The sequence below is a fragment of the Bradyrhizobium sp. WSM1417 genome, from assembly GCF_000515415.1.
Lineage (GTDB): Bacteria > Pseudomonadota > Alphaproteobacteria > Rhizobiales > Xanthobacteraceae > Bradyrhizobium.
On sequence record NZ_KI911783.1, the window covers coordinates 976,752 to 989,165 of the forward strand.

Here is a 12,414-nt window from a genome sequence, read left to right on the forward strand (position 1 = left end):
AAGTCCTCAAGGGGTCAATGGGTTGCCGCAATCTGGGAACCTTCGGCGCTGCACCGCAGAACTACTGAGGCCGCGTTGGGGCGTGATTAAGGGGTCGATGCGAGTTTGCGACTGACCAGAACCCTCAAGATTTGCGATGGACGCCAGCTTCGACGATCTCGACCGCGACTACGCCGCCTCCATCGCCGAGCGGGCGATGCGCAGCATGGCCGAACAGGGAATCCCGCCGACGCCGCCCAATTTTGCCGTCTGGTTTCGCTATTTCGCGGGCAGCCATGACGATCTGCGCAACGCCATCGACCTCCTGATCGATCATAACCGTCCCTTCGACGTCAGGACCAATCAGGATCTGTTCGAGACCTATGTCGCGCCCAAGGGGGGCGCTAGCGTCTCGGAGACATCGGAGCGGCTGCATGCTCTCATGGGGGCGGCGAAGGATTTTCTAGCAACCGCGATCGCCGACAACCACTCCCAGATGCAGGCGATCAACGAGGTTGCCGACCAGGGCAAGGCCGGTGTCGACCCAAAAGCGCTGGTCGCCCAGCTCATGAACGAGTTGGGGCGCGCCGCCGCCCGCGCGACGCGGCTCGAGGCAGGCTTTGCGGAAAAGACCCGCGAGCTCGACGTGATCCGCGCCTCTCTCTCCAAATCAGAGGAGCGTGCCCGGACCGATACGCTCACAGGCCTCGCCAACCGCCGGGCGCTCGATGAATTCCTGCGCAAGGCGCAGACAACTGCGGACTGGGGCGAGCCGCTCAGCGTGCTGATGCTCGACATCGACCACTTCAAGACCTTCAACGACAGTTTCGGCCACGGCGTCGGCGACCAGGTGCTGCGCCTGATGGCCAAGGTGCTGCGCGAAAAGGTCCGCGAGCAGGACCTGTCGGCCCGCTATGGCGGCGAGGAGCTGATCGCGGTGTTGCCGGATGCCGATCTCGCCGTCTGCGCCCAGATTGCCGAGCGCATCAGGCACGCGATCGCGGAATGCAGGATCACGCGCCGGTCGACCGGCGAGGTCCTGCCCCATATCAGCGTGTCGATCGGCGTTGCGCAGTACCGGAGCGGCGAAGCGATCACCGATCTCATCGAGCGCTGCGATCGCGCGCTCTATCTCGCCAAGAACAGCGGCCGCAATCGCGTGGTCACCGAGACCGAACTCGATGGCGCCGGGGCGGCGGGTTAGCCCTCAACCCGCCATCATCATTTCCGCCGCGCCGCTGTCGATCACGGTGATGCCGTGTTCGACGACGTTGTTGCGACCGCGGTGCTTGGCGGCGTAGAGCGCGGCGTCGGCGGCTTCGATCAAATCACCCGGACGCAAGCTCTCGTTTGGCTTTGTCGCGGCAACGCCGATCGAGACGGTGACGATCATGTGGTCGGAGGTGATGTGCGGCAGGCACAGTCTCAGCACGGCCGCGCGCGCCTGTTCGCCGATTTCGACGGCGCGCGCCACGTCGGTGTTCGGCAGCAACAGGCAGAATTCTTCGCCGCCGTAGCGGGCCGCGAAGCCCATCGTGTCGGCGGCGATGCCGGACAGCGACTCGCCGAGCCTGGTCAGGCAGGAATCGCCTTCGAGATGGCCATAGGTGTCGTTGAACAGCTTGAAATGGTCGACGTCGATCATCAGAAGCGCGAGGTCGCTGCCATATTGCTGCGCGCGCATCCATTCGAAGTCGAGCCGGCTCTGGAAGCCGCGGCGGTTGGCGAGCCCCGACAACATGTCGATCGAGGCCATCACCGTGAGCCGGTCATTGCTCGCCATCAGCTCGCGTTCGCGCTGGCTGAGCTGCGCGGCCATCGCGTTGAACGCGCGGGCCAGCGGCACGAACTCGGACGGCAGGCGATTGCGCGCGGCACGCGCCGACAGATCGCCCTCGCCCAGACGCTTGGCCATGTCGGCGAGCATCCTGATCGGCTTGATCACCAGTTTCTCGGCTGCGATCAGCGCGCCGAGCAGCACGAATAGCACGACGAAAGCCAGCTGAAGATAGGCGGTGCGGATGTCGCGGCTCACGGCCGCGGACACCTTATCCTCGTCGATGCTGGCGATCAGGCGGGCATTGGTCCCGGCGATGCGGATAAAGCTGACCGCGCGGCGGGAGCCGTCGGCTGCGAGGAAAGAGAGTGAGCCTTCGTCCTGGTCAGACCTCAGCGCCTTGTCGGCGATCGCGGACATCAGCGGCATGTTGTCGAGCGGACGTCCGATCGCGCTGTGCTGGTCGGCCGGTGCGGCCAGCACGGTACCGGCGCTGTCGACCAGGACGGCCGTGATGCCGGCGCGGCCACCCAGATTGCTCATGACCTTCGACATCCAGTCGAGGTTGACGGTGGCGAGCACGACCGCATCCGCTTGGCCGCTGAAGGCGGACACCGGGTAAACCGCCATGACGGTTGGTGTCGGCACGGGGCGCGACAGGATGAAGTCGCTCAGCACAAAGCGGCCGGTTTCCTGCGCCTGCTGGAAGTACGGCCGGTCGCTGAGGTCTAGGCCGACATACATGTTGTTGGTGGCGCATTGGATGCGCCCGTCCTGGCCGGCGATCAGGAGCGTGCGGATCCAGGGAAGATTCGACGGCAGGCTCGCGCGCAGCACGTCGCAGCTCTTGCTGATGCCGCCGGCGGAGGCGCGGATGAAAGCTTCCGATTTCAGGATGGTCTCGACCGACGAGATCACCTCGCGCTGCGCGTCGGCGCTGTGTCTTGCCACGGTGGTGAATTCGGCTGTGGCCTGCGCGATCTGCCGCGTGCGCGTGTCTTCGAGCGAGCGGATGCGCTCGAACATCAAAGGCGTCACCAGAATCACCGCGAGCAACGCAAGCCGCGCCCGGATTCCGAGAACCTGCTTGAGTTTCGCTCGTTTGCGGTTGAAACTGACGTTTGCCATCTTCGCTGCCCACCCCGGCGCCAAGGTAAAGCAAAGGGTTCAAAAACTCTTTCTTGAACCCGGTAAAATTAGAACTACCTCCGCAACAATCAGCTCCGATGCGACATCATGACCGAAGCCAACGCCGAGCCGCTAACCGGCCATTCACCAAACGCGCTCGCCGCGGTCGAAGCCGAAATCGCGCGCGCCTGCAAGGATGCGCGGCGCGAACGTGCCTCCGTGACGCTGATCGCGGTATCGAAAACTTTCGCCGCGGATGCAATTACCCCGGTCATCGCCGCCGGACAGCGCGTATTCGGCGAGAATCGCGTGCAGGAGGCCAAAGGCAAGTGGCCCGCGTTAACTTCTGTTTACTCCGATATCGCGCTGCATCTGATCGGTCCGCTGCAATCCAACAAGGCGAAAGAGGCGGTCGCGCTGTTCGATGCCATCCATTCGGTCGACCGCCCGAGCATTTGCCAGGCGTTAGCCAAGGAAATCGAATCCCAGAACAAGCACCCGGAATTGTTCGTCCAGATCAATATCGGTGAGGAGCCGCAGAAGGCCGGCATCGCCCCCGGCGAGGCCGATGCTTTCATCGCGAGCTGCCGCGACACCTACGGTCTGACGATCTCGGGGCTGATGTGCATCCCGCCAGTAGACGAGCCGCCGGCGGCGCATTTCGCGCTGACCGCCAAAATCGCCGCGCGCAATGGATTGAAGAAGCTCTCGATGGGCATGAGCGCGGATTATGCGACCGCGATCATGCTCGGCGCCACCCATGTGCGCGTGGGAAGTGCGATCTTCGGACACCGGTGAGAGCCGTCATTGACAGCAGGGCCCCATACGAACTCTCGATTTCGTCATTGCGAGCGGAGCGAAGCAATCCAGAGTCCCTCCGCGGAAAGATTCTGGATTGCTTCGCTGCGCTCGCAATGACGGTGGTGTATGCGGGGTTTATTCAAACCCCACCGCCACCTTCCCCAGCGCGCCAAAGTCCGCGACAAGCCGATCACCCGCCTGGATCGGCAGCGGCGGATGGCACGTGCCTGTGGTCACCACCTCCCCTGCCTGCAAGGTGATGCCGAGGCCACGCAGCTCGTTGGCCAGCCAGACCAAGGCAATGCGGGGATCGCCGAGCACGTTCTTGCCGTGGCCGAGATAGCGCTGGCCGCGTAGCGTAATCTGCGGCCGCTCCTCCACGAGATCCATGGCGCGCCAGTTCGCGTTCGTTGCTGCGCCCAGCACGAACAGATGCGCACAGGCGTTGTCGGCGATCAGCTGCGCCTCGCCGGCGCTGGCAAAATCGGCAAAGCGTGAATCGGGAATCTCGATCGCAGGATGCAAGCTGTCCACGGCGACGAGCACCTCGTCGACAGTATACGGCGCCGCGCGCGGCGGCAGATCGCGTCCCATGCGGAAAGCGAATTCGGGTTCGCCGACGCGCATCGCGTTGCCCTTCATCGAGGCGGTGCCGCCGTCGGCGATCACGGTGTCGCTCATGATCCGACCGGCCAGCGGTCCCGCGACATTGATGTGCTTCTGTCCGGACTCGCTGGTCGCCGCGATCTTCCAGCCGAACAATGTCCCGCTGAGTGCGGCCTGCACGGCGTAACCCTCGGTGCGGTTCTGAGGCCGCAACCCCGCGTCCAGCGCATCAAGCTTGGTGCCGGCGCGCCAATGTTTGGCCAGGACCTGCGAAGCGGCGGCGATCTGATCCCTGTCGAGCATGTGTCCTCACCCGATGATGATTTTTGTTTTTGGTCCCAGCCGCCGCAGCAATTGTCGCATCGCCGCTTTGGTCATCGAGACGCAGCCTGCGGTCGGGCCGAAATTGTCGCGGGCCAGATGCAAGAACACCGCGCTGCCCCGGCCGGCGATGCGCGGCCTCGTGTTGTGGTCGATTTCGATGATGAAGTCATAGAGATGGTCGGCCCGCTTGAGCCGGTCACCACCCTGCCCCTCGCCGAGCCGGATCCCCTGATTGTAATGGCGGTCTTTGGGATCCTCGCACCAGGCGTCCTCGCCGGTGATGATCCGGGCCGGCAGGAAGGTCTGCGGGCGGCTGTGCCGGTCGCCCCGCCACCACAACCGCCTGGGACGGAAGCTGCCCCTCGGGGTGCCGCCATCGCCCTCGCGCTTGTTCGCCAGAATGCCGCCGCGTCCGAGCGCCACCGGAATCGTCAGCGCTCCGGCGGTCAGCCAGCCCCGACGCGGATTCCCGGCGGCAGCCTTAACGCGGATCGCCGAGAGCGGCCCGGCGCTTCGGTTCATGGTGTAACTAGCTGAAGCAGCTTTATTTTTCATATGAACGTGCGATGTCGAATTCATTACAGGACATTCATCAAAACGGCCTGCTATTCTGGGTTAGAGTGGTTCTGGCTTGTGAATCGGTAACAGCCCACTACTTCAAGACGAACAACAATAATAATTGCGACCCCTAAACTTCCCTCTCGGCTGGGTGCAGCATGGATGCGCGCCGCGCCGGACCCCAAAAGGATGACCCCCTATGGCCAATGCCCGCAAGATCCTGATCGTGGATGACGATACCGATCTGCGCGATACGTTGGTGGAGCAATTGTCGCTGCACGAAGAATTTGAAGCCTCCGCGGTCGATACCGGCGCCAAGGGCGCGAGCGCCGCGAAGGCCAATGCCCCCGATCTCGTCCTGATGGATGTTGGCCTGCCCGACACGGATGGCCGCGAAGTGGTCCGTTCATTGCGCAAGGGCGGGTTCAAGGCTCCGATCATCATGCTCACCGGGCATGACACCGATTCCGACACGATTTTGGGGCTGGAATCCGGCGCCAACGACTATGTGGCAAAACCCTTCCGCTTCGCCGTGCTGCTGGCGCGCATCCGCGCCCAGCTCCGGCAGCACGAAGCCAGCGAGGACGCGGTGTTCTCGGTCGGCCCGTACTCTTTCCGCCCCGGCTCCAAGATGCTGACCGCCGCCAACGCGCGCAAGGTCCGGCTGACGGAGAAGGAAACCGCGATCCTCCGCTTCCTCTACCGGGCCGGCCAGATGCCGGTCTCGCGCGAGACCCTGCTCCAGGAGGTCTGGGGCTACAATTCCGGCGTCACCACCCACACGCTGGAAACCCACATCTACCGGCTTCGCCAGAAGATCGAGAAGGACGCCGCCAACCCGGAGATCCTGGTCACGGAAGCCGGTGGCTACAAGCTGGTGCCGTGATACGCTTCAGGGGCGTGCGAATCGTTTTAGATTGCGTGCCCTTGAGCCCCGGACCTGAATGTCAATCGACGACGATGTAGCGCTTCTCGAGCGTGTCCCGACACTGCGCCTGTTGGGAGACGCTTCGTTGCGCATGCTGGCGATCGGCTCCGAGCAGCGTGACTTCGTCCGCGGCGACGTCTTGTTCAACCTTGGCGACGATGCCGATGCCGGCTTCGTGGTTCAGCGCGGCGCCTTCCGGGTCGACGACGGCGCCGGCGCAGAGATGATCGCAAGTCCCGGTGCGCTGATCGGCGAGCTCGCGCTGATCGTGCCGATGAAGCGGCCGTCGAGCGCGATTGCGATCGAGCACGCCTCCGTCATCCGCGTCGCGCGCAGCCTGTTTCAGCGCGTGCTCGAAAGCGACCCCGCCGCGGCCGTCCGCCTGCGTGACGAATTCGCGGTGCGCTCCAGCCAGATCGCCAGCGATATATTGATGGCGGGTGCGAAGCTGACGAGTTGACGTCGTCCTGGCGAAGGCCAGGCCCCATTAGCCCAAATGTTTCTGGCCTGGTGCGATGGCCGGCGTTCTCGCGCAACAACGAAGACTGGTGGTAATGGACCCTGGCCTTCGCCAGGGCGACATTAAACCTCCAGCGTCACCGTAACCGGCACATGGTCCGACGGACGCTCCCAGCTCCGCGCATCGCGCAAAATCTTGAAATCGCTGACCGCATCTTTCAGCGCGCGCGAGATCCAGATGTGGTCGAGCCTGCGGCCGCGGTCGCCTACGGTCCAATCGGCGGAGCGGTAGCTCCACCACGTGTAGACCTTTTCCGACATCGGAATGCGCTCACGCGCGATGTCGACCCACTCGCCGGCGGCGAGCGCGGCTTGCAGCTTCTCGGTTTCGATGGGCGTGTGCGACACCACTTTCAGAAGCTGCTTGTGTGACCAGACGTCGTTCTCATGCGGGGCGACGTTGAGATCGCCGACCAGGATGTGGCGATCCTCGCCGCGCGGATGCAACGGCTCGCACGCCTTCATCTCGTCGAGGAAGCGGAGCTTGTGATCGAATTTCTCGTTCAGCGCGGGATCGGGAATGTCGCCGCCGGCCGGCACGTAGAAATTATGCACCACCAGGGGCTTTGCGATCGCAGCCTTCTCACCGAACGACACTGAGATGTGGCGTGAATCCACCTTGTCGCAGAAGGTGCGGATGTCCTTCGATTCGAACGGAATCTTCGAGACGATGGCGACGCCGTGATAACCCTTCTGCCCGTTCAGCGCGACATGCTCGTAGCCGAGCCGCTTGAAGCGCTTCAGGGGAAAGGCGTCGTCGATGCACTTGGTCTCCTGGAGACACAGCACGTCCGGCCGCGCGCTCTTGAGAAATTTTGCGACCAGATCGATGCGCAGCCGCACCGAATTGATGTTCCAGGTTGTCAGGGAAAAACGCATGAGGGATGCGTCTTAGCATGGATTGGCGCGAGGAAAATGCTTGTCCACAGGAGTGGATTCGTAGGGTGGGTTAGCGCAGCGTAACCCACCATGCTTCCACACTTGCGGACCGAGATGGTGGGTTACGCTGCGCTAACCCACCCTACGCACCGTCAGCCCGGCGACGGGCCGTAATTGGTGAAGTCGATCTTGAACATGCCGGGATCGAGCTTCTTGCTCGTGTCCAGATTATAGACCGCGATCGTGGTGTCGTAGCCCTGCGGATCTGTGACGGTCCACTGCTTCAACTGGCCGTCCTTGGCGCCGAACATCAGCAGGAGGCGGCTGGTGCCGACCAGCGCCTGCTTCTCCTCGATGGTGACGCTGACGAAGACGTCGTCGGCCGAGACGTTGACGACGTTGGTGTCCTTCATCAGGTCGATGCGGTCGGACAGCAGGAAACGCAGCGGTGTCTGCGACAGCGGATAGACGTCCTGCGTCGCGAGCTTGCGGTCGCGCACCACCAACGAAGAGCCGTCGGCGACGATGTCGATCGGGCTCGGCGCGTCATATTCGAAGCGCACCTTGCCCGGCTTCTGGATGTAGAAGTCGCCTTGCGTCTTGCTGCCGTCAGGCCCGACCTGGACGAAATTCCCGACCAGCGTCGACAACGACGACAAATAGGCGCTGACCTTGGCGGCCTGGGCCTTCTGGTTGGCATCGAAGGTCTGGAAGATGCTGCTCGGCACGTTGCGGCGCGGATCCGGGATCACCGGATTGGGCGGCGTCTGGGTCGCGCCGGTGACCGCGGGCCCTCCACCGGCCGGACCGCCATCGCGGCCCTTCGGTGCAGGCTTCGGCACCGGAACGGTCTGCGCGAACAACGGCGTACTCACCAGCGCGGCGGTGACGAGAATCACGCCGGCCATGCGCGCGCTTCGCGCGGCGACGATGGCAGCGAATCGAATGTCCTTATGTCTGATCAACGCGTCGTCCTGTGTGGCTGGGCGCCCTTTTAGCGTGATTTCGGCCAAAAGCAGATAACGTTTTTGCGTGAATGATGGTTTGAGGCGGCTCGCCTCACATATGGCTGTCTTCTTCCTCGACCAGAATCTCGCGCTTGCCGGCGTGGTTGGCGGGTCCGACGATGCCCTCCAGTTCCATACGCTCCATCAGCGATGCGGCGCGGTTATAGCCGATCTGCAGGCGACGCTGAATGTAGCTGGTCGAGGCCTTGCGGTCGCGTTTGACGATCGCAACAGCCTGCGAGAACAAATCGCCGCCGCCATCCGCGCCCATGGCGGACGCGTCGAACACCGCGCCGTCCTCGTCCTCGCTGGGTTCTTCGGCTGTGACGGCTTCGAGATATTCCGGCTGTCCCTGCGTCTTGAGGTGGCGCACCACCTTCTCGACTTCCTCGTCCGACGCGAAAGGTCCGTGCACGCGGCTGATGCGACCGCCGCCGGCCATGTAGAGCATGTCGCCCTGGCCGAGCAGCTGTTCGGCGCCCATCTCGCCCAAAATCGTGCGGCTGTCGATCTTGGACGTCACCTGGAAGGCGATGCGGGTCGGGAAGTTCGCCTTGATTGTGCCGGTGATGACGTCGACCGACGGACGCTGCGTTGCGAGGATCACGTGCAAACCGGCGGCGCGCGCCATCTGCGCGAGGCGCTGCACCGCGCCTTCGATGTCCTTGCCGGCGACCATCATCAGGTCGGCCATTTCGTCGACGATGATGACGATGTAGGGCAGCGGGTCGAGCGAGAGCTTCTCTTCCTCGTAGATCGCCTTGCCGGTTTCCTTGTCGAAGCCGGTGTGCACCGTGCGCGTCGGCTCTTCGCCCTTGGCTTTCAATTCGAGCAAGCGCGTGTTGTAACCGTCGATGTTGCGCACACCGAGCTTGGCCATGTTCTTGTAGCGCTCTTCCATCTCGCGCACGGCCCATTTCAGCGCGACCACCGCCTTCTTCGGGTCGGTCACGACGGGCGTGAGCAGATGGGGAATGCCGTCATAGACGGAGAGTTCGAGCATCTTCGGATCGACCATGATCAGGCGGCACTGGTCCGGGCGCAGCCGGTAGACCAGGCTGAGGATCATGGTGTTGATGGCGACCGATTTGCCGGAGCCGGTGGTACCGGCGATCAGCATGTGCGGCGTGCGCGCGAGGTCGATGATGACGGGATCACCGCCGATGGTCTTGCCGAGGCAGAGCGGCAGTTTCGCAACCGAATCGACGGTCTCCTTGGCGACCAGCAGCTCGCGCAGATAGACCTTCTCGCGATACGCGTTCGGCAGCTCGATGCCGATCGCATTGCGTCCGGGCACGACGGCGACGCGCGCGGACAGCGCGCTCATCGAACGCGCGATGTCGTCGGACAGTCCGATCACGCGCGACGATTTGATACCCGGCGCCGGCTCCAGCTCGTACAGCGTGACCACGGGACCCGGATGGGCCTTCACGATCTCGCCGCGCACGCCGAAATCCTGCAGCACGCCTTCGAGCGCGCGCGAATTGGTTTCCAGCTCGGCCTTGCTGAGCGGCTGGCGATCGCCGGCCTTCGGCGCGGCCAGCACCGACACGGACGGAAGCTCGAACTTGTCGGAGGATTTCTTGGAAGCGGCCTTGGGCGCAGCCTTCTTGCGCGGCGCGCGAGCGGCGGGCTCCTCCTCCTCTTCCTCGTCGTCCTCGACCTCTTCGTGCTCGTCGTCGTAGTCCTCGTCCTGGGCCTGCGGCGAGATCGACGGCGCGGCGCGGCCGCCACCGAGCTTCGGCTCCTGGCGGCTGAATGCAACGGCCTTGGTCTTCGGTCCGCTCGAGACCAGCGAGCGGTAGGCCGCGCCAAGCAACCACATCAGCCGCGCCTTCGTGCTCATCAATGCGTGGAACAGCCAGCCCAGCGATACCGAACCGCGATCGCTCTCATCGTCCTGGTCGAGCGGCTTGTCGTCGTCCTCGATCTCCGCGAGTTCGTCGTCATGCTCGCGTGCGCCAAGGCCGCAGGCGATCAGGAAGGTCGCCGCCATCGCGGCGAACAGGATCGTGCCGAGCACCATGCGATAGATCATGCCCGGCGGTCCGAAGATCACCGCAGGCGCGCGAACCAGCGCATCGCCGACAACGCCGCCGAGGCCGGTCGGCAGCGGCCAGGCGCCGCCATGTGGCCAGCAGCTGACGAAGCCCGCCGCGATCACCGTGCAGAGAACCCAGGAGCCGAGCCGCAGCGCCTCGCGGTCGAACGGGCGATGGGTCAGCATGCGCCAGCCCCAGACCGCGACCGTCAGCACCAGCATGATCGCGCCGAGCCCGAGGATCTGCATCGCAAGATCGGCGCCGATCGCGCCGGCATAGCCGAGAATGTTGCGGATCGGCCGCGACGTTGCGTGGCTGAGGCTGGGATCCTGCACCGACCAGGTCATCAGCGCCGCCGAGGCGACGCCCGACAATGCGATCAGGCCGAGACCGCTGAGCTCGCGCACGCGCCGCGCCAGCCCCTCGCGGATCGAGGGCGGCAGATGGCCGACCAAGGGAATGACACGTTCGATTGTCGACATGCTCACGGGCCCCGCCTAACCCAGAGTCTCGACCAGGCGGTGCAGCGCCTGCGCCGTGGTCTCGCCATCCTGCACCAGCGCAAGGCGAATGTAGCCTGCGCCGGGATTGAAGCCGTCGGGCTGGAGCCGCGCCAGATAGCTGCCGGGCACCACGCGCACGCCTGCTTCCTTGAAGAGTTTCAGGCACACGGACACATCGTCGCCGATTTCGGACGTGTTGAGCCAGACGCAGAAGCCGGCGTCGGGCCGGCGATAGCCGTAACGACCCCCGATGATCTGGTCGGCGAGATCGAACTTGATCCGGTAGAGCCTGCGGTTCTCCTCGACATGCGCCTCGTCGCCGTAAGCGACGGTCGCGACATGCTGGAGCGGCACCGGCACCTGCGGCGCCGCGATGTTGCGCAGCTCGAGGAACATGCCGATGAGTTTTTTGTCGCCGGCGGCGAAGCCGACGCGCAGGCCCGGCAGGTTGGAGCGCTTCGACAGCGACTGGAACGCAACCACGCGGGTGAAATCAGGGCCGGCGCATTCAAGCGCGCTGCCGGGCGCTTCGCGGGTGTAGATCTCCGAATAGCACTCGTCGCTGAGGATCACGAAGCCGTAGCGGTCGGCGAGCTGCTTCAGGCGCGTGAAATAATCGCGCGAGGCGACCGAGCCCTGCGGGTTGGCGGGCGAAGCCAGATAGAACGCCACCGTGCGTGCCAGCGTCGCCTCGTCGATGGCGTCGAGATCGGGCAGGAAGCCGTTCTCGGCGGTGGTCGGCAGGTAGACCGGCTCGCAAGCAGCGGCACGGGCGCCGGCGCCATAGACCGGATAGAACGGGTTCGGCATCAGGATGGCGGGCTTGCCGGGACGCGGGCCGACATAGCGCGCCGCCGCGATCGCGGCGAGGAACAGGCCTTCGCGGCTGCCATTGAGGACGAGAATCTCGCTCTCGGGATCGAGGATGCGCGGCAGCTTGAAGCGCGACGGCAGCCAGGCGCCCGCAGCCTTGCGGAACGGGTCGGTCCCCTTGTTCGCGGGGTAACGACCGAAATCGGCGATGTGCTTGGCCAGCACCGGGCCAACGAAGTCGGGCACGGGATGCTGCGGCTCGCCGACGGCAAGCGAAATCAAAGGCTTGCCCGGCTGATGCGGCGCCAGCAGTTCGTTGAGCCGGACGAAGGGAGAGCGTTCGCTATCGGAGCTTCCACTGTCCTGCGGCGCACGGGATGAAGCGGTCATAGCCATTCTGGACGCCAGCACTCTTGGAACAGCCGGTCGCTCTACCAAAAGCGCCAGCGGGAAGCGGTTCAGTTCACCATAGATAGGGCGAGGTTAAGACGCGATTAACCATCGGTCGCCGGCTCCGTCCAGAGCAGGAATAATGAGGCCGGATAACAAC

11 protein-coding genes are annotated in these 12,414 nt (G+C 64.3%); 4 read left to right on the top strand and 7 right to left on the bottom strand.

What is annotated here, in order from left to right; genetic code table 11:
• Positions 1-136: 136 nt before the first annotated feature.
• Positions 137-1,183 (top strand): GGDEF domain-containing protein, encoded by a 1,047-nt coding sequence (locus tag BRA1417_RS0104740; protein WP_027514833.1) that lies wholly within the window; start codon positions 137-139, stop codon positions 1,181-1,183.
• Between the two features lie 3 nt (positions 1,184-1,186).
• Here BRA1417_RS0104740 and BRA1417_RS0104745 read toward each other — a convergent pair whose 3' ends face one another.
• Positions 1,187-2,884 (bottom strand): diguanylate cyclase domain-containing protein, encoded by a 1,698-nt coding sequence (locus BRA1417_RS0104745; protein WP_027514834.1) that lies wholly within the window; start codon positions 2,882-2,884, stop codon positions 1,187-1,189.
• A 108-nt stretch (positions 2,885-2,992) separates the two neighbouring features.
• Here BRA1417_RS0104745 and BRA1417_RS0104750 point away from each other — a divergent pair, with 108 nt between their 5' ends.
• A complete protein-coding gene (locus BRA1417_RS0104750; RefSeq protein ID WP_027514835.1) occupies positions 2,993-3,682 on the top strand; it encodes a YggS family pyridoxal phosphate-dependent enzyme in 690 nt (229 codons plus the stop codon).
• A gap of 138 nt (positions 3,683-3,820) precedes the next feature.
• On the opposite strand, the gene BRA1417_RS0104755 is transcribed toward BRA1417_RS0104750, so the two are convergent.
• Together BRA1417_RS0104755 and BRA1417_RS0104760 are read right to left on the bottom strand one after the other, a co-directional pair.
• Complete coding sequence (locus tag BRA1417_RS0104755) at positions 3,821-4,594, bottom strand: 2-keto-4-pentenoate hydratase (RefSeq protein WP_027514836.1); 774 nt, start codon at positions 4,592-4,594, stop codon at positions 3,821-3,823.
• Positions 4,595-4,600: 6 nt separating this feature from the next.
• Complete coding sequence (locus BRA1417_RS0104760) at positions 4,601-5,170, bottom strand: L,D-transpeptidase family protein (RefSeq protein WP_027514837.1); 570 nt, start codon at positions 5,168-5,170, stop codon at positions 4,601-4,603.
• A 202-nt stretch (positions 5,171-5,372) separates the two neighbouring features.
• Between BRA1417_RS0104760 and BRA1417_RS0104765 the strand changes: the two genes are divergently transcribed.
• Together BRA1417_RS0104765 and BRA1417_RS0104770 are read left to right on the top strand one after the other, a co-directional pair.
• Entirely contained in the window at positions 5,373-6,059 is a 687-nt protein-coding gene (locus BRA1417_RS0104765) for a response regulator transcription factor (protein ID WP_007598630.1), read from the top strand.
• A 58-nt stretch (positions 6,060-6,117) separates the two neighbouring features.
• Entirely contained in the window at positions 6,118-6,561 is a 444-nt protein-coding gene (locus BRA1417_RS0104770; RefSeq protein WP_007598631.1) for a cyclic nucleotide-binding domain-containing protein, read from the top strand.
• Between the two features lie 122 nt (positions 6,562-6,683).
• On the opposite strand, the gene xth is transcribed toward BRA1417_RS0104770, so the two are convergent.
• From xth to BRA1417_RS0104790, 4 genes are all read right to left on the bottom strand, one after another.
• The gene (gene xth, locus BRA1417_RS0104775) at positions 6,684-7,499 is read right to left on the bottom strand and encodes an exodeoxyribonuclease III (RefSeq protein WP_027514838.1); all 816 of its coding nucleotides are present in this window, start codon (positions 7,497-7,499) and stop codon (positions 6,684-6,686) included.
• Between the two features lie 152 nt (positions 7,500-7,651).
• Positions 7,652-8,407 carry an outer membrane lipoprotein carrier protein LolA gene (locus BRA1417_RS0104780; protein WP_027514839.1) on the bottom strand — a complete coding sequence of 252 codons (756 nt, stop codon included), beginning with the start codon at positions 8,405-8,407 and terminating at the stop codon, positions 7,652-7,654.
• Between the two features lie 151 nt (positions 8,408-8,558).
• On the bottom strand, positions 8,559-11,036 hold the full coding sequence (locus BRA1417_RS0104785) for a DNA translocase FtsK (protein ID WP_027514840.1): 2,478 nt from the start codon (positions 11,034-11,036) through the stop codon (positions 8,559-8,561).
• Positions 11,037-11,045: 9 nt separating this feature from the next.
• Positions 11,046-12,260, bottom strand: coding sequence for an aminotransferase class I/II-fold pyridoxal phosphate-dependent enzyme (locus tag BRA1417_RS0104790; RefSeq protein WP_027514841.1), 1,215 nt, complete (start codon positions 12,258-12,260; stop codon positions 11,046-11,048).
• Between the last annotated feature and the right edge of the window lie 154 nt (positions 12,261-12,414).